26 protein-coding genes are annotated in these 22,496 nt (G+C 58.2%); 15 read left to right on the top strand and 11 right to left on the bottom strand.

The window, feature by feature from the left end:
* Position 1: 1 nt before the first annotated feature.
* Positions 2–1,408, bottom strand: a complete 1,407-nt coding sequence (locus ACTG2O_RS08490; protein WP_100654426.1) for a sigma-54-dependent transcriptional regulator — start codon at positions 1,406–1,408, stop codon at positions 2–4.
* A gap of 149 nt (positions 1,409–1,557) precedes the next feature.
* Positions 1,558–2,361 (bottom strand): FKBP-type peptidyl-prolyl cis-trans isomerase, encoded by an 804-nt coding sequence (fkpA, locus tag ACTG2O_RS08485; RefSeq protein ID WP_019446472.1) that lies wholly within the window; start codon positions 2,359–2,361, stop codon positions 1,558–1,560.
* 118 nt (positions 2,362–2,479) lie between these two features.
* Here fkpA and ACTG2O_RS08480 point away from each other — a divergent pair, with 118 nt between their 5' ends.
* Together ACTG2O_RS08480 and ACTG2O_RS08475 are read left to right on the top strand one after the other, a co-directional pair.
* Entirely contained in the window at positions 2,480–3,448 is a 969-nt protein-coding gene (locus tag ACTG2O_RS08480) for a hypothetical protein (protein ID WP_019446473.1), read from the top strand.
* A 14-nt stretch (positions 3,449–3,462) separates the two neighbouring features.
* A complete protein-coding gene (locus tag ACTG2O_RS08475; RefSeq protein ID WP_005335285.1) occupies positions 3,463–3,678 on the top strand; it encodes a SlyX family protein in 216 nt (71 codons plus the stop codon).
* A gap of 101 nt (positions 3,679–3,779) precedes the next feature.
* Here ACTG2O_RS08475 and slyD read toward each other — a convergent pair whose 3' ends face one another.
* A complete protein-coding gene (gene slyD / locus ACTG2O_RS08470) occupies positions 3,780–4,451 on the bottom strand; it encodes a peptidylprolyl isomerase (RefSeq protein ID WP_019446474.1) in 672 nt (223 codons plus the stop codon).
* A 143-nt stretch (positions 4,452–4,594) separates the two neighbouring features.
* The gene (locus ACTG2O_RS08465; RefSeq protein WP_019446475.1) at positions 4,595–4,798 is read right to left on the bottom strand and encodes a YheV family putative zinc ribbon protein; all 204 of its coding nucleotides are present in this window, start codon (positions 4,796–4,798) and stop codon (positions 4,595–4,597) included.
* 39 nt (positions 4,799–4,837) lie between these two features.
* Between ACTG2O_RS08465 and ACTG2O_RS08460 the strand changes: the two genes are divergently transcribed.
* The 3 genes from ACTG2O_RS08460 (at position 4,838) to ACTG2O_RS08450 (ending at position 7,603) form a co-directional block, all read left to right on the top strand.
* Positions 4,838–5,497, top strand: a complete 660-nt coding sequence (locus tag ACTG2O_RS08460) for a hypothetical protein (RefSeq protein WP_439975606.1) — start codon at positions 4,838–4,840, stop codon at positions 5,495–5,497.
* A 153-nt stretch (positions 5,498–5,650) separates the two neighbouring features.
* A complete protein-coding gene (locus ACTG2O_RS08455; protein ID WP_005335289.1) occupies positions 5,651–6,550 on the top strand; it encodes a chemotaxis protein in 900 nt (299 codons plus the stop codon).
* A gap of 66 nt (positions 6,551–6,616) precedes the next feature.
* Positions 6,617–7,603 carry a hydrolase gene (locus tag ACTG2O_RS08450; protein WP_439975605.1) on the top strand — a complete coding sequence of 329 codons (987 nt, stop codon included), beginning with the start codon at positions 6,617–6,619 and terminating at the stop codon, positions 7,601–7,603.
* On the opposite strand, the gene ACTG2O_RS08445 is transcribed toward ACTG2O_RS08450, so the two are convergent.
* Positions 7,582–8,733: a GGDEF domain-containing protein gene (locus ACTG2O_RS08445; RefSeq protein WP_439975604.1), complete on the bottom strand. Its 1,152-nt coding sequence runs from the start codon at positions 8,731–8,733 to the stop codon at positions 7,582–7,584. The genes ACTG2O_RS08450 and ACTG2O_RS08445 overlap by 22 nt on opposite strands.
* Before the next feature lie 97 nt (positions 8,734–8,830).
* Between ACTG2O_RS08445 and ACTG2O_RS08440 the strand changes: the two genes are divergently transcribed.
* The 3 genes from ACTG2O_RS08440 to ACTG2O_RS08430 are packed head-to-tail and all read left to right on the top strand — an operon-like array spanning position 8,831 to position 10,527.
* Complete coding sequence (locus ACTG2O_RS08440) at positions 8,831–9,055, top strand: YheU family protein (protein WP_005335298.1); 225 nt, start codon at positions 8,831–8,833, stop codon at positions 9,053–9,055.
* 52 nt (positions 9,056–9,107) lie between these two features.
* A complete protein-coding gene (locus ACTG2O_RS08435; protein WP_005335299.1) occupies positions 9,108–9,977 on the top strand; it encodes a phosphoribulokinase in 870 nt (289 codons plus the stop codon).
* A gap of 16 nt (positions 9,978–9,993) precedes the next feature.
* Positions 9,994–10,527, top strand: a complete 534-nt coding sequence (locus ACTG2O_RS08430) for a DUF4136 domain-containing protein (protein ID WP_005335300.1) — start codon at positions 9,994–9,996, stop codon at positions 10,525–10,527.
* Positions 10,528–10,668: 141 nt separating this feature from the next.
* Here ACTG2O_RS08430 and ACTG2O_RS08425 read toward each other — a convergent pair whose 3' ends face one another.
* Positions 10,669–10,965: an MliC family protein gene (locus ACTG2O_RS08425; protein WP_019446909.1), complete on the bottom strand. Its 297-nt coding sequence runs from the start codon at positions 10,963–10,965 to the stop codon at positions 10,669–10,671.
* Between the two features lie 93 nt (positions 10,966–11,058).
* The gene (locus ACTG2O_RS08420) at positions 11,059–11,463 is read right to left on the bottom strand and encodes an OsmC family protein (RefSeq protein WP_019446908.1); all 405 of its coding nucleotides are present in this window, start codon (positions 11,461–11,463) and stop codon (positions 11,059–11,061) included.
* 300 nt (positions 11,464–11,763) lie between these two features.
* Here ACTG2O_RS08420 and crp point away from each other — a divergent pair, with 300 nt between their 5' ends.
* From crp to ACTG2O_RS08400, 4 genes are all read left to right on the top strand, one after another.
* Positions 11,764–12,402, top strand: coding sequence for a cAMP-activated global transcriptional regulator CRP (gene crp / locus ACTG2O_RS08415; RefSeq protein ID WP_005335304.1), 639 nt, complete (start codon positions 11,764–11,766; stop codon positions 12,400–12,402).
* Between the two features lie 125 nt (positions 12,403–12,527).
* On the top strand, positions 12,528–13,328 hold the full coding sequence (locus tag ACTG2O_RS08410) for a putative RNA methyltransferase (protein ID WP_019446907.1): 801 nt from the start codon (positions 12,528–12,530) through the stop codon (positions 13,326–13,328).
* A gap of 344 nt (positions 13,329–13,672) precedes the next feature.
* The gene (locus tag ACTG2O_RS08405) at positions 13,673–14,779 is read left to right on the top strand and encodes a porin (protein WP_019445029.1); all 1,107 of its coding nucleotides are present in this window, start codon (positions 13,673–13,675) and stop codon (positions 14,777–14,779) included.
* A 174-nt stretch (positions 14,780–14,953) separates the two neighbouring features.
* Entirely contained in the window at positions 14,954–15,589 is a 636-nt protein-coding gene (locus tag ACTG2O_RS08400; RefSeq protein ID WP_108613185.1) for a murein L,D-transpeptidase catalytic domain family protein, read from the top strand.
* Between the two features lie 77 nt (positions 15,590–15,666).
* Here ACTG2O_RS08400 and ACTG2O_RS08395 read toward each other — a convergent pair whose 3' ends face one another.
* Positions 15,667–16,098 (bottom strand): universal stress protein, encoded by a 432-nt coding sequence (locus ACTG2O_RS08395; RefSeq protein WP_005335309.1) that lies wholly within the window; start codon positions 16,096–16,098, stop codon positions 15,667–15,669.
* A gap of 189 nt (positions 16,099–16,287) precedes the next feature.
* On the opposite strand from ACTG2O_RS08395, the gene ACTG2O_RS08390 reads away from it, so the two are divergent.
* Entirely contained in the window at positions 16,288–17,031 is a 744-nt protein-coding gene (locus ACTG2O_RS08390; RefSeq protein WP_439975603.1) for a substrate-binding periplasmic protein, read from the top strand.
* 119 nt (positions 17,032–17,150) lie between these two features.
* Here ACTG2O_RS08390 and ACTG2O_RS08385 read toward each other — a convergent pair whose 3' ends face one another.
* The gene (locus ACTG2O_RS08385; protein WP_431362495.1) at positions 17,151–17,603 is read right to left on the bottom strand and encodes an RNA methyltransferase; all 453 of its coding nucleotides are present in this window, start codon (positions 17,601–17,603) and stop codon (positions 17,151–17,153) included.
* A 204-nt stretch (positions 17,604–17,807) separates the two neighbouring features.
* On the opposite strand from ACTG2O_RS08385, the gene ACTG2O_RS08380 reads away from it, so the two are divergent.
* Entirely contained in the window at positions 17,808–18,899 is a 1,092-nt protein-coding gene (locus ACTG2O_RS08380; RefSeq protein ID WP_064340751.1) for a PfkB family carbohydrate kinase, read from the top strand.
* Positions 18,893–19,801, top strand: coding sequence for a pseudouridine-5'-phosphate glycosidase (locus ACTG2O_RS08375; RefSeq protein ID WP_279499429.1), 909 nt, complete (start codon positions 18,893–18,895; stop codon positions 19,799–19,801). Before ACTG2O_RS08380 ends, ACTG2O_RS08375 begins: the two co-directional genes overlap by 7 nt.
* An 86-nt stretch (positions 19,802–19,887) precedes the next feature.
* Here ACTG2O_RS08375 and ACTG2O_RS08370 read toward each other — a convergent pair whose 3' ends face one another.
* Both ACTG2O_RS08370 and ACTG2O_RS08365 read right to left on the bottom strand, forming a co-directional pair.
* The gene (locus ACTG2O_RS08370) at positions 19,888–20,613 is read right to left on the bottom strand and encodes a carbonic anhydrase (RefSeq protein WP_439975602.1); all 726 of its coding nucleotides are present in this window, start codon (positions 20,611–20,613) and stop codon (positions 19,888–19,890) included.
* Between the two features lie 350 nt (positions 20,614–20,963).
* Complete coding sequence (locus tag ACTG2O_RS08365) at positions 20,964–22,238, bottom strand: alpha/beta fold hydrolase (protein ID WP_439975601.1); 1,275 nt, start codon at positions 22,236–22,238, stop codon at positions 20,964–20,966.
* Between the last annotated feature and the right edge of the window lie 258 nt (positions 22,239–22,496).

The following is a 22,496-nucleotide window of genomic DNA, read 5'->3' as shown; positions in this document are numbered from 1 at the left end:
TTCAGGCCCGATTGGACTCCTCCCACCCCTGCTTTTTACGGTAAATGGTGGAGGGGCTGATCTCGAGCAGGGCCGCCGCCTTGGGAATATTGCCGTCACAGCTGGCGATGGCCTGTTCGATCACCTCTTTCTCCACCAGCCAGAGCGGACGAATCGGCCCGTTGGCCACGCCAGTGGCGGCCGGAGCCGATGCCACCGCTGCCGCAATCGCAGTCGGTAGCTGGGGGCGCACCCCATTGAGCGGTGGCGGCAGAATATCCGGGCTCACCAGCTCCTTGTCATTGAGCACCACGATATTGCGCACCACGTTTTGCAGCTCGCGTACGTTGCCGGGCCAGGGGTAGTCGAGCAGCACTCGCGCCGCCTCAACGTCAAAATCCTTGAAGCGTTTGTTCTCCTCCTTGGCGTAGCTCTGCAGCAGGGTGCGCGCCAGCAGCAGTATATCCTCGCCCCGCTCCCGCAGCGGCGGCAGGGTGAGGGGAATGACGTGGAGCCGATAGTAGAGATCCTCGCGAAAACGGCCCGCTTTCACCTCCACCAGCGGATCCCGGTTGGTGGCGCAGATAAAGCGCACATCCACCGTCTCGAGCTTGCCGCTGCCGACTCGCTGCACTGTGCCGGTCTGGATAAAGCGCAGCAACTTGCTCTGCAGATCCAGGTCCATCTCGCAGATCTCGTCGAGAAACAGGGTACCGCCATCGGCCAGACTGGCCGCCCCCTTGCGATCCCCCTGCGCACCGGTAAAAGAGCCCTTCACATGACCGAAGATCTCGCTCTCCATCAAATCGTGGGGAATGGCGGCGCAGTTGAGGGCAATAAAGGGCTGTTCGCTGCGGGGACTGCACTGGTGAATCGCCTCGGCACACACCTCTTTGCCGGTGCCGCTCTCGCCAGTGATAAAGACGGTCGCCTTGCTGGGCGCCGCGCTCTCGATGATGCGATAGACCGCCTGCATCGACATAGAGGCGCCGATAAAACCGAAGAAGGAGCTGCGCTCGAAGTTCTCCCGATAGTGGGCAACCAGCGAACTCAACTGCTGATGTTTCAAGGCATTGCGAACGGTGGCGCAGAGCCGCTTGCTGTCAAACGGCTTGGTCAGAAAATCGAAGGCACCGAGGCGCATCGCCTCCACCGCCACATCCACCGAGCCGTGGGCGGTGATCACCACCACAGAGCAGGGCAACTGCTGTTCGGTGATCATTTGCAGAATATCCATACCGGACATATCCGGCAGCTCCAGATCCAGCAGCACCACGGGGGGAGGACTTGCCAGCAACTGCGCCAACGCCTGTTGACCGCAATCGGCCAGCACCACCTCATACCCCTCCTGGCGCAGGTACTGTTCATAGACCACCGCCAGACTACGGGTATCTTCCACCAGCAGGACACGCGATTTATTTTCAGCCACTGGACTCATCCTTGTATTTGATTCTGCGATCTATTTTGCCTTATTTTCGCGCGCAAACCCAACGCCAAGACAGCTCTGTTATCCCGCGATTGCAGGGAATACACAAGTAAAAACGGCTCCAAGGAGCCGTTTTTAACTACAAGAAGGGATTACTTCTTGGCGTCGTCTGCAGTCGGCTTCTCGATAGCCAGCAGCTCAACGTCAAACACCAGCACGGCGTTCGCCGGGATGGAGCCTGCACCGTGCTCGCCATAGGCCAGCTTGGACGGCAGGAAGAACTTGAACTTGGAGCCAACCGGCATCAGCTGAACACCTTCGGTCCAACCCGGGATAACCTGGTTGAGCGGGAAGGTAGCCGGCTCGCCGCGATCGACGGAGCTGTCGAACTTGGTGCCGTCGGTCAGGGTACCGGTGTAGTGAACCTTGACGATATCGGTAGATTTCGGCTTGGCGCCAGTGCCCATCTTCTCGACCATGTACTGCAGGCCGGATTCAGTGCTCTTCACACCCTCTTTCTTGGCGTTGGTAGCCAGGAACTCTTCGCCCTTCTTCAGATTCTCAACGGCGTCTTTCTCGGCCTTGGCCTTGGTCAGCTCGTTGATCTTGGCGTCGTAATCCTGCAGTACCTTCTGGATCTCTTCATCAGTCATCTTGGCTTCTTTGCCCAGACCGTCAGTCACCCCTTTCAGGATCACGGCGTTGTCCAGTTTGATGCCCAGTTCCTGCTGACGCTCCAGGGTATTGGCGATGTAACGACCCATGGAGAGGCCAATTGCGTAGCCAGATTGCTCTTCAAAGCTCTTGGCTTCGGCCTTGGTCGCCTCTGCCGGCTTGCTGGCTTCTGCCTTCACTTCGGCGGTATTGGCCGCAGCAGGCTTCTCGTCTTTTTGGCAAGCAGTCAGACCGACGGCAACGGCCGCCGCCAACAGGGACACCTTCAGAAATTTGTTCATCAGTTTCTCCAAACTCCAAATACCGCTCTCGGTTCCATCGTGAAATGAGAGGTTTATCGTGATAAGCGCCTTATACTAACGCCGTGATCGCAGGTAACAAAAGCGTGAGACCGCAAAAATGATAAAAAGTGCCATTTATCTGGTGAGCCTCTGTTTAATGCTCACCGGTTGCGAGCAGAGCTCCCAACCCAACCAGCAAATGACTCTCGCCAGCACGGGTCTGCTGACCGCAGATCTCTCCAGTGATGGCAAGCAGGCCATCGTCTCCAGCATCAGCCAGGGCATCATCGTCTGGGATCTGGAACAGAACCGTCAACGCTGGCGCTGGAAGCAATCCGACTCGGCGGATGAGCTGGTATTCATTACCCGTTTTTCCGAAGGCAACAGCCATGCCGTCACCGCTACCCCCGATACCTTTGCAACCTGGCGGCTGAGCGACGGGCAATCACAAGGCTACTACTCACTTCCTGAATCCAGGCTGAGGGACATCGCGCTCTCTGCCGACGGTCGTTATGTGCTGATCGGGCGGGAAGATGGCAAGGCCGAGTGGCTCGACACCCGAAGCGGCCGTCGCCTGCAGTTTCTGGGGCACACCGAACAGGTCAATACGGTGGATCTCTCCGCCAACGGTCGCTACGCCCTGACCGGCGGCAACGACTACAGCGCCTATCTGTGGGACACCCACAGCGGGCAGGTAATTTGGCGCTTCAACCATGGTGGCCGGGTGATCATGGCCAGACTGGAGCCGAGCGGCCGCTACGCCTTCACCGCCGACAGCAGCCGGGCCAGCATCTGGGATCTGAAAACTGGCAAGGAGGTGAGTCAGCTGCAATATGATCACCGCTTCGAGGTCTACACCAGCGCCCGCTTTGCCAACGATGGCAAGTGGCTCATCACTGGCGCCCCTTCCCGTCAGCTCTCCCTGTGGCAAGTGAGCGATGGTGCCCTGCTGCAGAGCTGGCGCGTCTCGCCGCAACCCAAGGTGAAACCGCCCAGCGCAGTGGTCTACGGCGTCGCTTTGCGCGACAATAGCCACCTTGTCAGTGCCAGCTCCAGTGGTCTGGCCGAAATCTGGACAATCAAGTAAGGACCCGAAGGCCCATGAGTCAGCAACTTAACGATCGCATCGAAACCCTGGAAACCCGTCTCGCCTATGCGGAGTACACCATAGAGCAGCTCAACGACGAGGTAACCACTCAGGGCCGTGAACTCGATCGGCTCAAATACCAGATCCAGCTGCTGATCGACAAACTGCAAAGCGTACAGCCCAGCCAGATTGCCAGCATGGCCGAAGAGACCCCGCCGCCGCACTACTGAACCGGCGCTATCTCCGGTCAGGCAACATGGCTTGGCACAGCTGTCAGCCAATAAAAAACCCGCGATAAATCGCGGGTTTTTTATCATCGGCGTGGCCGTGATCAGTGGTGATGGCCCTTGCCACCACAACCGCCACCACCGCAGCAGCCGCCATGACCATGGTCGTCGCCGTGGTCATGCTCGTGGCTGTGACCGGCACCGCCACAGCAACCGCCGTGAGCGTGCTCTTCGTCGTGGTCGTGACCGTGACCACCGCAGCAACCGCCATGGCCGTGATCGTGGTCATGACCATGGTCGTGACCGCAACCGCCGGCACCGTGAACGTGGCCGTGAGCCAGCTCTTCGGCAGTGGCAGCGCGCACGTCCTTGATCTCGACCTTGAAGCCCAGGGTCACGCCAGCCAGCGGATGGTTGCCATCTACCTTGACGAACTCTTCAGACACTTCAACCACTGTCACCGGACGATGGCCATCGTCGGTTTCAGCCACGAAAGTATCCCCTTCGGAGACTTCCATGCCGTCGAACAGCTCGCCCGGCACTTCCTGCACCAGAGACTCGTCGTATTCGCCGTAGGCCTGGCTCGGGGTCAGGGTCACTTCGAAGGCTTCACCTACCGCACGACCTTCCAGCTCGGCTTCAAGGCCGGAAACCAGATAACGGGTGCCGTGCAGATAGACCAGCGGCTCTTTGCCGACAGTGCTGTCGATGACTTCACCGTGCTCGTCGGTGACTGTGTATTCCAGCGTAACCACGCTCAGAGGAGCTACTTTCATGTCAGGATCCTGCGGATAGAAAAAAACGGGCCCAGAATAACCTAAAAAGCGGGCCACGCATATGCCATGCCCCGTCAGCGGGCGATGAAAAAATCGGCGATACCACCAGTTTGGGCAACAACGCCCTGCACTCTTCAGGGCTATCAGGGACGAAATACGCCGATCACCTCTTCGGCTTCACGGGTTACCCGCTCCACCTGTTCCGGCGTCTGCACCTGGGTATCACCGCACGCGACGCAGGTCACCTTCTCGACTCCATGCTCCATATACAGCATCATGTTGTCCAACTTGCCGCACGCTGGGCAAACCGCACCGGCAATGAAGCGTTTTTTACGTCTGGTTTCCATATTTGTTACCTCCAGGCAGCATCATATCAGGGTTTTTACATGCATCACGCCATCGAGTATCACCATTTTTCCTGTCACGGCCTGCAGGCTGGCAACCGCAAACGCACGCCGGTCGGACAACTGCTGCGGATCACCCGGGGCGCGGCGCTGCTGAGACTGGGCCAACATGAGCTGTTGCTGCCGGCAGGCAGCAGCTTCTGGCTCTGCGCCGATGCCCTCGCGGCCTTCAGCCCCCTCAGCGGTTGCGAGTACGATCAGCTGAGCGTCTCTTTGCGCGTGGCTCAGCCGCAGCTGGCTGGCTGGCTGCAGGCCACGCCTCTGCTCGATGCCCTGCTCGACTCGCTGGCCCGGTGGCAACGTCCGAAAGAGTGGCAAGGAGCCTATGGTCAGCGACTGCAGGTGATCCTGGATGAGCTGCAACAGTGCGCCATCAGCCAGCAGGGTCACGGTGAGCTGCAAGCCTGCTGGCAAGCGCTGGCCAATGGCCAACCGGAGTCTCAGCAACAGTGGGCACAACAAGCCGATGCGCCGGTAGAAGGGAGTGAATTGCAACAACAGTGGCAACTGCTGCAGGCACTCAGATTGCTCAAGGGCGGCAGCAAGCCCGCACAGGTGGCCAGCAAGCTGGGTTATGCCGATGAGGCCGCATTGCAAGCTGCCTGCCAACAGTGGGGCGTTGGCGAGGATGGTGATCAATAACCGGACGCCGGTGTGAGTGTGCCAACGAAATTGGCTGAATGAGTCCAGTTTTTTGCCAGATGGTCGTTAACAAGGAAGGGCCATTCCCCCCGTAATCCTTTATGCTAGAGGCCTGAAGTGACTGCCAACGTTTCGACCAACAGGACATCTGCCATGACGAGCAAAGCCAATCAATCCCAGGGCATGTTGCTGTTTCACCTTTCAGCCAAACAATCCTTTGCCATCGGTACCCTCAAGGTGAAGGAGATAGTGCCCTACACCCAGCTGACGGCAATGCCGCACTCGCACCCGACCGTGTTGGGGGCTGCCAATATGCGCGGCTCCACCATTCCGGTAATCGACATGGCGATGGCGGTGGGCTATCGCCCCATCAGCAAGGAGGAGATGCCCCACTGCTTCATCATCATTACCGATTGCCGCCGCACTCTGGTGGGTTTTCTGGTACGGGGCATCGACAAGATCACCGAGTGCAACTGGCGCGATATCGAATCGCCCCCCGCCTCCCTCGGCCACAATGTGTTCGTAACCGGCGTGACCCGGGTCAATGACCAGCTGATCCAGCTGCTGGATGTGGAGCTGATCCTCTCCCGGGTCTATCCGGACGATCCGAGCCACCTCTATCCGGTGCTGACCGATGTGCAGCGGGAGCGGATCAAGCCGATGCGGATCCTGCTGGTCGATGACTCTTCGGTCGCCCGCCGTCAGCTGATGGCTGCCCTCGACTACATCAATATCCCCTATGAGGTCTGCACCAATGGCAAGGATGCACTGACCCTGATGCAGACGCGGGCAAGCCAGAAGACCCCGATCGACATTCTGGTTAGCGATATCGAGATGCCGGGGCTTGATGGCTACGAGCTGGCCTTCGAGGTACAGAGCGACAGCAAACTGGCGGGGGCCTACATCATCCTGCACACCTCACTCTCCAGCGAGATCAGTGTGGAGCGAGCCCATCAGGTGGGTGCTCATGAGGCGCTGACCAAGTTCGAAGCCAATGAGCTGATCCAGGCCATGCTGCGCGGTGCCGAACATCACGATCGCCTGCTGAAATAAGCCAATGACTGGCGGGAGGAACACGCCTCCCGTCCTCCTTATCTTCGACCCAGACCGACTGACCCCATGCTGACCGAGAGCCACTTCCACGCCCCCTGGTGGGCACGCAATCCTCATCTGCAGACCATATTGCCCAAATGGCTGCGCCGCCCCCCAGCCCGTTTTGTGGCGGAGCGGTTTGAACTGCAGGATGGGGACTTTGTCGACCTCGCCTGGAGCGGGAAAGTCAGCCTTGATGAACGGCCGCTGATAGTGGTGTTTCACGGGCTGGAGGGGAGCATTCACTCCCACTATGCCAAGGGATTATTCGCCCATCTGCAGCAAGAGGGCAGAGAGGCTGTGCTGATGCACTTTCGCGGTTGCAGCGGCGAGCCCAATCGCCACCTGCAGGCCTATCACTCCGGCGCCATCGGTGATGCGCAGGAGCTGATTGCCGAGCTGAGCCAGCGCTTCCCGGGCAAGCCGCTGATCGCCATCGGCTTTTCACTGGGTGGCAATATGCTGGTCAATCTGCTGGCGCGGGGCTGTCCTGCGGCATTGAAAGCAGCGGTGGTGGTCTCGGCCCCTCTGCAACTGGCGAGCTGCGCCGAGCGGGTCAATCAGGGCTTCTCGAAGGTCTATCAGAACTATCTGCTGCGCACCATGCGCCGCAACCTGCTCAACAAGATCAGCCAGCAGCAGAAAGCGAGTGAATGCTGGCAACCTCGACAAGTGGAGCAGATTGCCACCCTGCGCGATTTTGACGAGCTGGTCACCGCGCCACTGCACGGCTTTCACAGCGCCAGCCACTACTACCAGAGCTGCTCGGGGCTACCGCTGCTGGCTCAAATCCCCATCCCTACCCTGATCCTGCACGCCGCCGACGATCCCTTTATGTCACACGCGGTCATTCCCCGGCCGGAGCAACTCTCGCCCACGGTGCGCTATGAGCTGAGCCAGCGTGGCGGCCATGTCGGCTTTCTGCACGGCACGCCCTGGCGGCCACGGTTTTGGCTGGATGAGCGGATCAGCAGCTGGATTGCCGAACAGAGTCACTCCGCAACACAGAATTGATTGCGTCCCGACTCCTTGGCCCGATAGAGCGCCTGATCGGCCCGCTCCAGCAACTGGCTAGCCCCTTCGCCGGACACATTGCTGGCAATCCCCTGACTCACCGTCACCCAGGGGGCAACCTCGGACGCCAGATGCTCCAGCCGCAGGCTGGCCAAGCCATCTTGCAGCCGCTGCGCCACGCTGGCCGCCGCCTGACGGTCGGTATTGGGCAGCAGCAGCACAAACTCTTCCCCGCCATAGCGGGCAACCAGATCAGATGGCGTGCGTACCGCATGGTTGAGCGCTTGTGCCACCTCCTTGAGACACATATCCCCCACCTGATGGCCATAGTGGTCGTTGAAGCGCTTGAAATAGTCCACATCGATCAGGATGAGCGATAGCGGAGCGCCGCTCTCCTGGCTATGGGCTAACGCGCGATCCAGCTCGATATTGAAATGCCGCCGGTTGGCGACACCGGTCAGAGGATCTTGCTTGGCGAGCTGATCAAGTTGGCGCAGCAGCATCAGATTTTCATGCTCCCGCATGATCGCCAGCTCAAACCAGCGGTGCAGCATGCGGCGGCCGACCTCCAGCGCAATCACGCCAAACAACACGCCAAGCAGGTAAATCTGGAGAAAATCGACGCGTAAAAAGAGTTCCAACCCCACACCCACCGTCATCGGGCCCAAGAGATAGCCATAGAACACCTTGCGATCGGGATAAAACGCAATGAGCGCAGCCAGCAGGTTGAGCCGCATGATCCCGTTGGCATAGCTGACCCCTCCCCGCAGCTCCACCTGACCAATCGTGTAGATGTGCAGCGTCCAGAGTCCGCCCCATAGCACCATCATCAGCGCAGCCATCCGTAACCAGAGGCGGTCCTGCATATGGTCACAAAACAGGCTGACAACAGGTAGCAGCAATAGCACCACCATGACCAGGGCCAGCTCACTCTGAAAGCGCCAGGGCAAGCTGTCATCACTGGCAAGCCCGACCTGGCTGTAAACCTCGTAGCGTATCGAAAGAAACAACACCACCAGCCAGTTCAACAACCAGAACCACACCATGCCTCGGGCAATCGCCTCTCGACGTGCGCTGTCCAGATGCTCAGTCAGGGTTAACGGCGCGCTGCGCTGCGCTTCAGACAACATCTCTCAGACTCCGGTGAAAAGGTAAAAAGTGATTGCATTCGCAGGATTCAACACAACAATAGCCTGACGATCACCTCTTTTGCTGTGAGACCTTTAAATGATCATTCCCTGGCAAGAACTGGACGGCGACACCCTGACCAACCTGATCGAACACTTTGTGTTGCAGGAAGGAACCGAATATGGAGAGCAGGATGTACCGCTTGGCGTCAAAGTCGATGCAGTGAGAGAACAATTACAGCAAGGCAAAGCTGTCATCGTCTATAGCGAGCTGCACGAATCGGTGAATATCGTGATGAAAGACCGCTTCATCGAGCAGTCTTGACCCAACCGCAATCCGGACCTTATAACGGAATTCCCAAGGAAGAGAGAATCCCATGTCGGCCAAGCACCCCATTATTGCCGTTACCGGTTCGTCCGGTGCCGGCACCTCCACCTCCACCAACGCCTTTCGCTCCATGTTCCATCAACTGGGATATACCGCGGCGGTGGTGGAAGGTGACAGTTTTCACCGCTACACCCGACCGGAAATGGATGTAGCGATCCGCAAGGCGCGCGAACAGGGGCGTCATATCAGCTATTTTGGCCCTGAGGCCAATGACTTCGGGCTGCTGGAGAGCTTTTTTCAGGGCTATGGACAGGATGGCAATGGCCAGTATCGCCGCTACCTGCACAGCTTTGACGAGGCGGTTCCCTTCAACCAGATGCCCGGCACCTTTACCCCTTGGCAGCATCTGCCCAGCAATACCGATCTGCTGTTTTATGAAGGGCTGCACGGCGGAGTGGTAACCGAGGATCACAACGTAGCCCGCCACGTGGATTTTCTGATAGGCGTAGTGCCCATCGTCAATCTGGAGTGGATCCAGAAGCTCATTCGCGATACCTCGGAGCGAGGGCATTCCCGCGAGGCGGTGACCGACTCCATCGTTCGCTCCATGGATGACTACATCAACTTCATCACCCCGCAGTTCTCGCGCACTCATATCAACTTCCAGCGAGTACCGACGGTGGACACCTCCAACCCCTTCAGTGCCAAGGTGATCCCGAGTCTGGACGAGAGTATGCTGGTGATCCGGTTTCGCGGCATCAAGCAGGTGGATTTCCCCTACCTGCTGTCGATGATCGATGGCTCATTCATGTCGCGGATGAACACCATAGTGGTGCCGGGTGGCAAGATGGGCTTTGCGATGGAGCTGATCCTGCGCCCGCTCATCCAGCAATTGATCGAAACCGGCAAAATAACCTGATTCAAAGGAGTTCACGATGCGGCTTGCTTATCTCTCTGTGGCACTGCTCGCCCTGCTTGGCGGTTGCAGCAGCGGGCCGGCGGCCCCCACGCTGGAGTCCGGCACCATGCTGGTTCGCCCGATGGGCAACTGGACCTATGGTGCAACCCCGCGCTACGCCCTGGCCGAACAGTATCAATTTGCCGGTGAGTTGGCGGAAGGGTGGCTGGAGCCGATGCAGCAGGCGGTAAGCCGGGAGCTCAATGGCAAGGGATGGCAGAGTGCACCGCTCGACGAGGCGGATCTGTGGGTCGCCATCGGCGTCGCGGGCGGCAAGGATATGAGTGATGGCGAGATTTTCGCACGTCTTGGCATGACACCCGGGGTATATGCCTCGGCCAACCAGCGCAAAGGGTCGCTGGCCATCGTGCTGCTCGATCGCAAAACCCAGAAAGCGGTCTGGAGCAGCATCATCCAGCTGACCAGCGATGTGAGCATTGCAGACAGCCAGCGCCAGGCACTCAGCCAGCAGCTCGCGGCCGAGCTGCTCAATCGCGTCCCCACCAACTAGCGCTTGTTTAGTGATAACGGATGGATAGAAAAACGGCTTGCCTCCCGGCAAGCCGTTTTTTGTGGTCTCAACCTCTTGACCCAATCCAGCCTAGGCCAGACCCGGGCACAAAGCTGCACACCTTCAGCTATCTGTGGTCACTTATTTAAGCGTACAGGTCAGCAGTGTGACCCCTTTCTGGGTGAGGAGGGCTTGTTTCTCCTGATTCCAGAAGGTGGTCAGGCCGTCAGAATATTTGGCGCCAGACTCTGACTCAATGCGCGCCAGCTTGTGATAAACCCCGGCATAGGGGAACTGCACCATGTCGGCCTGAGCATCATAGGTAACGGCCAGCATCTCTTCGCCACACTGGTATTGGCTGTATTGATACTGGGTAGGTTGCGGGCTGCTGCACGCCGCCAAACCCAAAAGGGGAAGCAGAGCGATCAATTTTTTCATTGCACTTTCCTTATGTAATGGCTTTATGTCATGGCCTTGTGCAGTGGCCTTACGTAACGGCCTTATGCCAGGGTACCAACGAAACAATCGTTATCAAGCTTCAACAATTTGATAACTATGGGTAATTTGTACCGCTTTTTCCAACATCAGGGAAACAGAACAGTATTTTTCCATCGACAGCTCGACCGCTCTGGCCACCTGTTTCTCTGCCAATCCCTTGCCCGTCACCACGAAGTGCAGATTAATCTTCTCGAAAACCCGGGGCACGCTATCGACCCGTTCGCCACTGACATCAACATGGCATGCGGTCACCGACTGGCGCGCTTTTTCGAGGATGGAGACCACATCAATGGAGCTGCAGCCACCGACCGCCAGCAGGATCATCTCCATCGGGCTGGCCCCCTCACCGGGGTTGGCACCATCCAGGATCACCTTGTGACCGGATTCACTCTCACCCACAAACTTCATCCCTTCCACCCAGCTGACCTTGGCTTTCATCTCGCACTCTCTCCTGTTAATCATGATGATGGATCCCTAGCATAACCCAGTCGCTTATCTCTGCCGAACAGGGGGAGTTGGGATGGAAATAGATCAAAATCAACATCTCCGACCTCTATCTTCCCTAGAATGGCCGAAGCGGCGCAGCAGGCATTACTCAAAGGGCTCTGTCAAAAGCCCGCAAAGCCTTGTCAGCACAGGCAAAGGCTCTTATCCTACTGCGACCAATACAAGGAATGGCAAGATTGGCAGCTTGCCCGGACGCACAAGTCCATAAAAAGACACTACAGAGGAATTCTCATGGTCATTGGCAAACCGCAAAGCGATCCCACCCTGGAATGGTTCTTGTCGCACTGCCACATTCATAAGTATCCCGCCAAGAGCACCCTGATCCATGCGGGTGAAAAAGCGGAGACCCTCTACTACATCGTCAAGGGCACTGTGGCCGTCTTGATCAAGGACGATGAGGGCAAAGAGATGATCCTCTCCTATCTGAACCAGGGCGATTTCCTGGGCGAGATGGGGATGTTCGAGGAGAACGAGAACCCCGAGCGCTCCGCCTGGGTTCGCGCGAAAGGCTCTTGCGAAGTGGCAGAGATCTCCTACAAGAAGTTCCGCCAGCTGATCCAGGTCAACCCGGACATTCTGATGCGTCTCTCTGGCCAGATGGCCAAGCGCCTGCAACACACCAGCCAGAAAGTGGGTAACCTCGCATTCCTGGATGTGACCGGCCGGATCGCCCAGACCCTGCTCAACCTGGCCAAACAGCCGGATGCCATGACCCACCCAGATGGCATGCAGATCAAGATCACCCGTCAGGAGATCGGCCAGATCGTCGGCTGCTCTCGTGAAACCGTGGGCCGCATCCTGAAGATGCTGGAAGAGCAGGAGCTCATCTCTGCTCACGGCAAGACCATTGTGGTATTTGGCACTCGCTGATGACCCGTCCGCAGGCCTGACTGAGGCCTTGGGATAAAAAAGGCTGCTACGGCAGCCTTTTTTGATCCTCTCCCCTATAATCCCGAACGCCCTTCACTGTTCCGGCATTCGCCCAGAGAGTTACTATGCACCTTCAATGTCCCCGCTGCCGCAGTCCGCTCCATCTTCATGAAGCCTCCCAGGGGCGCTATTGCGACAACAAGCATCACTTCGATCCGGCACCGGAAGGTTATCTGGATCTCATCCCCGGCAAGAAAAACCCCAAAGACAGCGACAGCCGGGCCCTGATGCGCGCCAAACACCATTTCCTGGAAGCCGGCCACCAACTGCCGCTGGTTGAGGCCATGGCCGCCCTACTCGCTCCGCTGGCCCCGCAAGAGCTGGTTCATCTGGGATGTGGTGAAGGCTACTACTGCCGCGCGCTGGCAGAGCGCCTGCCCGGCTGGCAGTTTGCTGGGGTTGATATCGCCAAGAACACCATCTTTGCCGCCAAAAAAGCGCAGCCGGACGGCCAGTTTGTCATTGCCGATCCCGCTCGCGCGCCGTTGCAAACGGGTTCTGCTCAGGTGCTGTTGGTCAACGATCTCAAGGTCAAGACCGAACAGCTAGTCAGCTGGCTGGCCCCCGGTGGCTATCTGCTCTATCTGCAGCCAGGCCCGCGCCATCAGTGGCAACTGCGGGTCAGCCTCAATCCGGTGAGCATGGAACACCCCCTCAGCTGGCCAACCCTCGGCGGCCTCAATTCGGTGGCTCAACAGCGCTGCCAGTTCAGCCTCACCATGGATCAGGCCATGCGCAGCTTTATTCTGGAGACCAGCCGTCTTGGCTGGCGGGCAACCGGTGAGCAGCGTCACGCTTTCGCTCAACAAGGCCCGAATGAACTGGAACAGGATCTGCTGCTGACCCTGTGGCAAAAGCCCATCTGATCACTGGGGGGAGCCTTGCAAGGCTCCCCCCCCCCCGTTTTTCCCGCCCCGCCCCATTCTCCCCTGTGTGATATAGCTCACAACTTGAGCCATCGACCTTGTTGCTTAGAACAGTCTTGATGTCAAAAAAGTCACTAGAAAATAATTCATTGAATTTAATCTCTTTTTATCTTGTCAAAAACCGTCACATCCAGTCTTGATAACGACCTCGCCACCTCAATTAAACAACGATGGATTCAGGCCCAGTCAAGGTTGGGACGCCTACCGTGTGGCTATCGGACTATTTCCGATTTCACAGAACCGACAACAAGTTCGGAAGTGTTTACATCAGAGGAATAACGCATATGAAGAAGTCTGCACTGACTATTGCCATCTCCAGCCTGCTGCTGGCGAGCGGCGCCCATGCTGCTACCGTTTACAACCAGAACGATACCAAGCTGGAAATCGGCGGCCGTGCACAAGGTGCTTACTACGGTACTGACGACAACGGTTCCGAAGGCGACCAGAGCTATTTCCGTGTAAACATGCGCGGTGAAACCAAGATCGCCCCCGAAATGAAGGCGTTCGGCTTTGCCGAGTACAACCTGCCGACTTCCGGTTCTGACAACGACGAGCTGCGTTATGCCTATGCCGGCATCAAGCACGACCGTTTCGGCGCATTCAGCTATGGTCGTCAGGATGGCCTGTTCACCAAGGCCGTCAACAACTATACCGACGTCCTGCCTGAGTGGGGCGGTGACGGCTTGGGCAAAGATACTGAAGTATTCGGTACCGGCCGTACCAACGGTCTGGCCCAGTACATCTATAACTACCAGGGTCTGACTCTGGGTGCCCAGTTCACCGGTAACAACGATCCGCAAAACGCCGGTCGCAGTGCAATCACTGAATCTTTCAACGGCAACACCTACAACGGCGAAAGCTGGAATAGCAAAGGTTCTGCTGAAGGCTTCGCAGTATCTGCCAACTACGATTTCGATATGGGCCTGAGCCTGGGTGCTGCCTATAACCAGGCTGGCAAGACTGACGAGCAAGCTCGCTACGCCGCCTTCGGTGGCGACAAGGATGCCAAGCTGATGGGCTTCGGCGCCAAATATGCAACTGGCGACCTCTACCTGGCTGCAACCTACTCCCACGGTGAAGACCACCTGTTCGTCAACAACGGCTACGCCGAGAAGATGGATGGCTACGAAGCCGTTGCCCAGTACACCATCGGCAAGTTCAAGCCTTCTCTGGCCTACCTGCGCACTGACGTGAAAGACTCCGCTCGCGGTATCGATGATACCTACACCGAGTACGTATCTATCGGTGCCTGGTACAACTTCACCGACAACTTCAACGCCTACGTTGATTACAAGCTGAACCTGCTGGACTCCGTAGATGGCAAGTCCACCAACTCTCTGGGCAAGAACACCGACGACGTAGTCGCGGTTGCCCTGCAGTACAACTTCTAAGTAATTGGAAGTCAGTTATACCCTGTGATACCAATGTCTACTGTTTGAATTACTTCCGGCCGCTCTGCGGCCGGTTTTTTTATTGCGCCTTTTCAGCACCTTGCATATAACTATCGAGCGGATTGATGGCAATATCCGCGCCGTTGACAGGGAGTGACAAGGAGATATTCACGGATGAGACAAGCGCGCGGAAACATAGACTGGCAACGCGGATGGCTGTTGTTGCCACTGCTGTTGATATCGCTTATCTGGAGCAGCACGGCAGATGCCAGCTGGGATCAGAGCCTCTATCGTCAACTGGGTCTGGCCGGCAAGCTGGATAAACAGACCTTTCGTCAGGCCCTCAACAGTTATCAAACTGTGCGCCACAAACGCAAACCCATTCTCACCATCATCGATTACAGCAAGCCATCTACCCAGCGCAGACTGTTTGTCATCGATATGAAGCGCCACAAGCTGCTTTATCACACCTGGGTCAGTCATGGCCGCAACTCAGGTGAACTGGCTGCAGAGCGCTTTTCCAACCAGCTCAACTCCCGCCAAAGTTCCCTCGGTGTCTATCGCACTGCAGAAACCTATCTGGGCAAACATGGCTACTCCCTGCGGCTGGACGGGCTCAGCCCCGGCAAGAACAGCAATGCCCGCAAGCGCGCCATTGTGGTACATGGCGCCGCCTATGCCAGCCCGACCCATCTGCGCAAATATGACAAGCTGGGCCGCAGCTGGGGTTGCCCCGCCCTGCCCAAAGAGCAGGCCAGAGCCATCATAGATACCATCAAGGGGGGGAGTGTCATCTACGCCCACGGCTAGCGGGCACAACACCAGAAAACGCAAGGCCAGCAATCGCTGGCCTTGTTTGTTACGCTTTTCACACTAAACGTGGCGCGTTATTGGCGCACCACCAGTACCGGACAGGGTGCATGACGCACCACAGACTCGGCGACACTGCCTACCAGCAGATGGCTGATACCGGAGCGGCCGTGGCTACCCATCACGATCAGCTCAACCTCATCCTCCTTGGCCTGAATGACAATTTCATCGGCGGCGCGGCCAAAGCGAATATCAAAGGTGGCCGGGATCGGCAGGGTGGCAACCAGCTCTTTGAGCTGGGTTCTGGCCTGACGCTCCATCTCGTGAGTGATCTCGATGGCCGTCATATGAAGGATCTTGTAACTATCAAAACCGTGCAGTTGATCAACCACGTGGATCAGCTTGAGCTGGGCCTGATGGCTCTGTGCCATGAAAACGGCATAGTCGAGTACCGCGCGAGACATTTGGGAAAAATCGACTGGACAGAGCAGAGTCTTGATCGATGGCATAATGCAGTCTCCTCTACTGATTGGGGTGCTATTGAATCTTTACTCGATCATAACGATCCGACCGCAAATAACCCTCGACCCTGTCGCAAAATGGAGATGCGAGATGTTTTCTCCGCCCGCCGCGATCAATGGCATGGTATAAATCAGGTGATAAATGCTCTCCTCACCCCTGCGAGGATAATGCTGACCATGCTGCGCATCGGTTGTTTGCTGCTTTGCTCTCTGTGTGCGATCACCCACGCTCGCACAGCCGATATTCACGTCTATTGCGATGGCTGGCCCGGTTTCTGCCAACCGGATGGCCGCGGTATCTATCTCGATCTGGTGCGAACCATCTACCAACCCCACGGCTATCAGATCGTGCCCCATATCGTGCCCTACAAACGCGCCGTCGCCATGGTAGCCAGGCAAGAGGGGGATATGGCGATGAGTGTCTATCGGGACGAGCTCAAGGGAGTCAAACAGCCCCACCAGCCAGCCTCCGCCGATGATGTGACCGTCTTCATGCTCAAGCAGTGGCAGCCACAATGGCGGGGAGAACGCAGTCTGGAGGGAGAGACCGTGCTCTGGCGACGAGGATGGGTGCTGGATAAATATCTTCCGGTCACCATGCGGTGGCACGAAATCGACAACCATGAGATGGCACTGCAGCTGATTGGCAAGGGGCGCTATCGCTATTACCTGACCGCTGGCGTGCTCCATGCAGCCGATGAGACCCCGGCCAATATGTACCGCACCATTTTGCGCTGGATCCCGACTTACCCCATTTTTACCGATACCGAGCAGGGCGAGCGCTTATTGCAGCTGTGGGATCAGGAGATGGTGAATCTGATCCGTCGCGGCACGCTGGCCGAGATATATCGCCGTTATCACCTCTATGACTACTATCGCGACTTTCTCGAGGAGCAGGCGGTCAAGGCCAGCGAAAACTGATCCCACCATAGGGGAAAGAGAAGGATACCGCTGCCCCGTCAACCGCGGCCACCGCCAGCAACCTGTCCATGAGCAACACCTTTCCATTGTGGTTTGAGTCACCGTAGCCACGCCACAACTCAGGGTTGCCGGAACCCCTTCGCCAAGCGGTCATAGAGGATCACATTGACCGAGGCAGCCAGATTCATGCAGCCCTTAGTCGGCACATAGACCACATCTTTCACCGCGCCATAGAGGGCGGGATCGAGCGTACCATCCTCCGGCCCGAAGATATAAAAAGCGCGTTCCGGATGGACATAGTCGGGGAGCGGCGTGGCGCCATCGATCAGATCGACCACCACGGGCACGCATCCCTGCGGGATAAACGCCATCAGGTCATCCACCCCGAGCAGCGGGATCTTCTCCACCATCTGTTTGGTATCGGTGGCAAAGCGGCGCGCCAACTCGAAGCGGTTGCCAGTGTAGTAGACCTCGTCCACCCCGTAACAACCCGCAGCCCGCATCACGGAGCCGACATTTTCCGGAGACTTGGGATTGACCAGCCCCACGCAGCAGAATGCACTCTTTTCCATCATCTCTCCTCATCTTGCGGCGGCCATTATAAGCCGTTGCAGGGCCACCGACCCGTTAAAAGTCCCCTCCCCGGCTAAACCGCTTGCCAACCCAGCTTTGAATGTCGATTTTTTGTGCGCAAGCCGACAAATTTTGTACAAGCCGATAGCCAGCAAACGTTTCCCAGCAATAATGGACAAACGTTTGAAAATGGATGTTTGTCTATGACTGAGCGTGAACAAGAGATCCTCGCCCTGCTGCGTCAGGATCCCATGATTGCCCAGCAGGAGCTGGCCGATCGCCTCGGCATCAGCCGCTCCGCGCTGGCCAGCCACATCTCCAGCCTGATCCGGCAGGGATATGTGCAAGGCAGAGGTTATGTACTGCGAGAGGGCCCCTACGTAGTGGTGATCGGCGGTGCTAATATGGATATTTGCGGCACCAGCCATGACAACCTGCTGCTTGGCGACTCCAACCCGGGCAAGGTACGCACCTCGGCGGGCGGCGTTGGCCGCAATATCGCCGAGAATCTGGCGCGGCTCGGCAGCGACACCCGGCTGCTGACAGCGGTCGGCAACGACCAGTATGGCCACCATCTATTGGAAGTGAGCCAGCGTGCTGGCGTCGATGTGCGCCAGACTCTGGTGCTCGATGGTCACGCCACCTCCTGTTATCTCAGCCTGCATGATGGTAGCGGCGAAATGAGCTGCGCCATCAACGACATGGCCATCATAGAGCAGCTCACCCCTGCCCGCCTGACCCCCCTCGCAGGCTTTCTCGGCGGTGCCCGGCTCTGGGTACTCGACACCAATCTGGCCATCCACACCCTCGACTGGCTGTTCGAGCGACAGGGGGAGCACGCCATCTTTGTCGATACCGTTTCGGTGGCCAAGGTGGAGAAGATCCGCCCCTGGCTCGGCAAGATCCACACCCTCAAACCCAATCGCAGCGAGGCCGAACAGCTGTGCGGCATGACCATCGCCGGGCCCGAAACCTGGCCCATGGTGGCCGCCTGGTTCCACCGCGCCGGGGTCAAGCGACTGTTCCTCAGTCTGGGTGAACAGGGGATCTTCTACAGCGATGGCGAGCAGCAGGGCCACCTGCCGGTGCTGGGCAGTCCGGTGCTCAACGTCACCGGCGGCGGGGATGCCTTTATGGCTGGCCTCGCCCACGCCTGGCTGCAAGAGCTCGACATTGCCCAAACCACCCGCTTTGCCCTGGGCTGCGCCGCCCTCACCGTCAATTGTTCCGATACCGTTTTTTCCGGTCTGAGCAAGACCGCCGTTGACCGCATACTGGAGGAGTACTCATGCTGAACGCTTACCTCGATATCCAACCGGAAGTGGCTGCCGCACTGGCCGCTGGCAAACCGGTGGTCGCCCTCGAATCCACCATCATCTCCCACGGCATGCCCTATCCGCAGAACGTGGAGACGGCCCGTCAGGTGGAGCAGGTGGTGCGCGATAACGGCGCCATTCCGGCCACCATCGCCATCCTCGACGGCCGCCTCAAGGTGGGTCTCGATGCGGGTGCACTGGAAGCGCTCGGCCGGGCAGGCCACAGCGTGACCAAGTGCAGCCGCCGCGACATTCCGTTCGTACTGGCGCGCAAGGGGATGGGGGCCACCACGGTCGCCTCCACCATGATCATCGCCGCCATGGCGGGGATCCGGGTCTTTGCCACCGGCGGTATCGGCGGGGTACATCGCGGTGCGCAAGAGACCTTCGATATCTCGGCCGATCTGCAGGAGCTGGCACAAACGCCGGTAGCCGTAGTCTGTGCCGGTGCCAAGTCGATCCTCGATATCGGCCTGACGCTGGAGTATCTGGAGACCCAGGGCGTACCGGTGATCGGCTATCAAACCGAGGAGCTGCCCGCCTTCTACACCCGCGAGAGCGGCTTCAAGGTCGATTATCGCCTCGATACCCCGGCAGCCATCGCCGAGGCGCTGCGCCTCAAGTGGGAGCTGGGACTGGCGGGCGGCGCCGTGGTGGCCAACCCCATCCCGACCGCACACGCCATGCCAAAAGCCGATATCGACGCAGCCATTGCCCAAGCGCTGCGTGAAGCCGATGAGCAGGGGATCAAGGGCAAGGCGTCTACCCCCTTCCTGCTGGCCCGCGTCTGCGAGCTGACCGGCGGCAACTCACTCGCCGCCAACATCCAGCTGGTACTGAACAACGCGGCACTTGGCGCCCGGATCGCTGCCGCGCTTTAATTGCACACCGATACCTCACCATGTAAAAGAGGGCCTCGCGGCCCTCTTGTTGTTTTTGCTATCTGCAGCGCTATTGCAACGCTGTGTTATTGCAGTACCACGCGCCCATTGAGGGGCTGCACCGGCCGGTTGTTAGGGTGGTGCATCACCGCCTTGAAGGCGTCGATCTGGGCCTGACTGACCTCAACCGGCTGCTTCATTACCAGCCAGCGCACTCCTTCCGAGCAGGGTGGCGTTGTAAGGGAACCGCTGAAGCGATAGTAGTCACGGCTTTCCGGCAGCAGTTGCTCAGCAGAGAGCGGCGCCTTGAGGGCCTGGGTCTCCCCCACCTTGGCAGGTAGTTCACCCCAGGCAGCCGCCAGCACCGGATTGGCCTTGCCAGCCTCGAACATCACCGCCACCACGGCGATCTCTCCCTTGTCACTGACGTGCACCAGATGCCCTTCCAGCGGATAGGATTTGCCCTCGATGAGGTTTTCACTCGGGGCGTGGAAGTGGAACTGCTTGAGCTCAAAGGTGGTGCCATCGAGTTGCAAGGTGCTGCCCGGGGCATAACCGACCTGCACGGTATGACCGTTGTTGACCACTGTGTTGCCACCCGCCTGATAGTGGAGTACCAGCGGGGCCAGTTTGGCCTCGACCAATCCGCTCAGGTCAACCGGCGACTGATTGCTGCCCGCACACTGGCCAAACTCCGGGGTCAGCTTGGCCCAGTGGGCAGGCCCCGCCTCACCGCTATATTCCCAATGGGGGGTGGCAGCAAACACGACAGGGCACAGCAACAGGGAGCAGACCAACAGAGACTTTCTCATCATACATCCTTATCTTGATTGAAAAGCACGACCATCCCCTCCCCCGGATAGCGGGGCATGCAGAGATGGCATATCTGATACGCGGAATACAGAGCATCGGAGCGACTTTCTAATGGTAACGAGCACGGGTTGGTCAATCGGTTTGACAGCGGCTCAATACAGAGTCGTTTGGCAAGTATATGGTGAGGGATCGACAGAGACAGTGAAAGAGGGGGAAATTAATCAGCCGGCTATCCACTCATCGTCTGGCGGATACGGGTCAAGGTTCAGGGTGTCACGCTTTCATAACAACCATCCATCACAACCATCGCGGGAATCCGAGCTCCCGCGATGGTTGCCGATAATGGCAATTAACGGTCGCGATTCAACGCGATCAGACGATCAAGAATCGCTTCACCATCGGCACGCAAACCGTTGTGCTCATACTCATTGGTGATCCAGGCGCGACTGTTGCCAAGGCCACGCAGGGTTTCACGACTGTAGTCAAACTCCACATACATATCCTCGGCATAGACGGCGCATGCTACCGGCACCTGGTTGCGGGCCAGTTGTGCCGGGTCATAGAGCGCCCCCCAGTCCGCCTTGTTGGCCAGCAGATGAGCCGCCTCTTTCAGGGACAGCAACTCGCGGAACTGCTCGAACATCCAGGGGTAAACCATCTCGCCGGTGAAGGCGAAATCCTTGCCTGGCGCCCAGTTCACCGCAGGAAACTCCCCTCTGACCCGATCTGCCGCCCAGCGAGTCGCCTCCCCTTCGGCGTAGATAGCCTCGTGCAGAATGGCAAACAGCGGGTTGGTATTGAATGGCTGCATGCTCTGCACCTGATAGAGAAAGGCCGGGCTCAGCTTGTCACCGATAAAGGCCTCTTCCAGCAGGTAATAAAGCTCCTCGAAAGCACCCGTAGCACCGAGATCCAGCCCCTGCTGCTGGAACTGCTCCACCGTCAGGCGCTGACCGTTGGGCAGCCGCACATCGTGCTGGTGCAGATGGTTGGCCAACCGGTTGGCAATCCCCTGAGCGTGGGGGAAGCGGGCGAAGAAGGCTCGGTTCTTGTCAGCCACCCGCTGATAGGTGGCGCGGTAAACCTCCTCGGCGCTGCGGCCAATCGGCGCGATGCCGCCGGTGATATAGACCTCCCGCAGGCTATCGGGGAAGAGCGAGAGATAGGTCAGGCAGCAAAAGCCGCCAAAGCTCTGACCCAGCAGGCTCCAGCGATGCTTGGGGCTGAGCTCCTGCCGGATGAACTCGGCATCTTGCACTATGCTGTCGGCGCGAAAATGGCCGAGATACTCCGCCTGCTCGGTCGGTGTCATTTTGGCCAGAATCTGCCCATGGATGGGGCTCGACATCCCGGTGCCACGCTGATCCAGCAGCAGCACTTTGAACTCCTGCAACGCCCGTTTGAGCCAACCACTGTTGGCCGTCGGGCGCGGAGCCCCGAATCCCGGCCCCCCTTGCAGAAAAAGCAGCCAGGGCAACTTCTCATCGAGCTTGTCTTTACGGCAGAGGGTACGGGCAAACAGAGTAATGCTGTCGCCATCCGGCTCATCATGATCGAGGGGAACGGTATAAAAGTGCGGCTCGCAATGAATACCGTCCAGTACATAGCTCAAGGGGCTGTTCATCTGGGATCTCTCCGTCAGGATGGGAACATCATTGACCCCATCATATCCCCGCCCGGCCACAGGGTCACTCCGGTTTTCCAAAATGTTAACAATAGCTTAAAGCTCGAAACATCACCCGACAAGCCGCTCTTCAACAGTGCTGAATTAATTGTTTTGCAGGGGAGATTGACGCCATGGCGCCATTCAACAAAGATGGCTCGCCTGCACAGGAGTGCAGCCATTCAGGCCGACAAAATGGATAAGGGAATGTGATGAAAC

It is taken from the genome of Aeromonas sp. 61P, from assembly GCF_051919545.1.
Taxonomy (GTDB): domain Bacteria; phylum Pseudomonadota; class Gammaproteobacteria; order Enterobacterales; family Aeromonadaceae; genus Aeromonas; species Aeromonas veronii.
This window is presented reverse-complemented; position numbering and strand designations above follow the sequence as displayed.

Excerpts from the sequence above, each read along its gene's own strand:
- ACTG2O_RS08395 (WP_005335309.1), bottom strand. The coding sequence starts at position 16,098 with ATGCCATCGATCAAGACTCTGCTCTGTCCAGTCGATTTTTCCCAAATG.
- ACTG2O_RS08385 (WP_431362495.1), bottom strand. The coding sequence starts at position 17,603 with ATGGAAAAGAGTGCATTCTGCTGCGTGGGGCTGGTCAATCCCAAGTCT.
- slyD (WP_019446474.1), bottom strand. The coding sequence starts at position 4,451 with ATGAAAGTAGCTCCTCTGAGCGTGGTTACGCTGGAATACACAGTCACC.
- ACTG2O_RS08375 (WP_279499429.1), top strand. The coding sequence starts at position 18,893 with ATGCTGAACGCTTACCTCGATATCCAACCGGAAGTGGCTGCCGCACTG.
- crp (WP_005335304.1), top strand. The coding sequence starts at position 11,764 with ATGGTCATTGGCAAACCGCAAAGCGATCCCACCCTGGAATGGTTCTTG.
- ACTG2O_RS08410 (WP_019446907.1), top strand. The coding sequence starts at position 12,528 with ATGCACCTTCAATGTCCCCGCTGCCGCAGTCCGCTCCATCTTCATGAA.
- ACTG2O_RS08380 (WP_064340751.1), top strand. The coding sequence starts at position 17,808 with ATGACTGAGCGTGAACAAGAGATCCTCGCCCTGCTGCGTCAGGATCCC.
- ACTG2O_RS08450 (WP_439975605.1), top strand. The coding sequence starts at position 6,617 with ATGCTGACCGAGAGCCACTTCCACGCCCCCTGGTGGGCACGCAATCCT.
- ACTG2O_RS08445 (WP_439975604.1), bottom strand. The coding sequence starts at position 8,733 with ATGTTGTCTGAAGCGCAGCGCAGCGCGCCGTTAACCCTGACTGAGCAT.
- ACTG2O_RS08420 (WP_019446908.1), bottom strand. The coding sequence starts at position 11,463 with ATGAAAGCCAAGGTCAGCTGGGTGGAAGGGATGAAGTTTGTGGGTGAG.
- ACTG2O_RS08435 (WP_005335299.1), top strand. The coding sequence starts at position 9,108 with ATGTCGGCCAAGCACCCCATTATTGCCGTTACCGGTTCGTCCGGTGCC.
- ACTG2O_RS08480 (WP_019446473.1), top strand. The coding sequence starts at position 2,480 with ATGATAAAAAGTGCCATTTATCTGGTGAGCCTCTGTTTAATGCTCACC.
- ACTG2O_RS08455 (WP_005335289.1), top strand. The coding sequence starts at position 5,651 with ATGACGAGCAAAGCCAATCAATCCCAGGGCATGTTGCTGTTTCACCTT.
- ACTG2O_RS08425 (WP_019446909.1), bottom strand. The coding sequence starts at position 10,965 with ATGAAAAAATTGATCGCTCTGCTTCCCCTTTTGGGTTTGGCGGCGTGC.
- ACTG2O_RS08430 (WP_005335300.1), top strand. The coding sequence starts at position 9,994 with ATGCGGCTTGCTTATCTCTCTGTGGCACTGCTCGCCCTGCTTGGCGGT.
- ACTG2O_RS08405 (WP_019445029.1), top strand. The coding sequence starts at position 13,673 with ATGAAGAAGTCTGCACTGACTATTGCCATCTCCAGCCTGCTGCTGGCG.
- fkpA (WP_019446472.1), bottom strand. The coding sequence starts at position 2,361 with ATGAACAAATTTCTGAAGGTGTCCCTGTTGGCGGCGGCCGTTGCCGTC.
- ACTG2O_RS08460 (WP_439975606.1), top strand. The coding sequence starts at position 4,838 with ATGCATCACGCCATCGAGTATCACCATTTTTCCTGTCACGGCCTGCAG.
- ACTG2O_RS08400 (WP_108613185.1), top strand. The coding sequence starts at position 14,954 with ATGAGACAAGCGCGCGGAAACATAGACTGGCAACGCGGATGGCTGTTG.
- ACTG2O_RS08475 (WP_005335285.1), top strand. The coding sequence starts at position 3,463 with ATGAGTCAGCAACTTAACGATCGCATCGAAACCCTGGAAACCCGTCTC.
- ACTG2O_RS08440 (WP_005335298.1), top strand. The coding sequence starts at position 8,831 with ATGATCATTCCCTGGCAAGAACTGGACGGCGACACCCTGACCAACCTG.
- ACTG2O_RS08365 (WP_439975601.1), bottom strand. The coding sequence starts at position 22,238 with ATGAACAGCCCCTTGAGCTATGTACTGGACGGTATTCATTGCGAGCCG.
- ACTG2O_RS08370 (WP_439975602.1), bottom strand. The coding sequence starts at position 20,613 with ATGAGAAAGTCTCTGTTGGTCTGCTCCCTGTTGCTGTGCCCTGTCGTG.
- ACTG2O_RS08390 (WP_439975603.1), top strand. The coding sequence starts at position 16,288 with ATGCTGCGCATCGGTTGTTTGCTGCTTTGCTCTCTGTGTGCGATCACC.
- ACTG2O_RS08465 (WP_019446475.1), bottom strand. The coding sequence starts at position 4,798 with ATGGAAACCAGACGTAAAAAACGCTTCATTGCCGGTGCGGTTTGCCCA.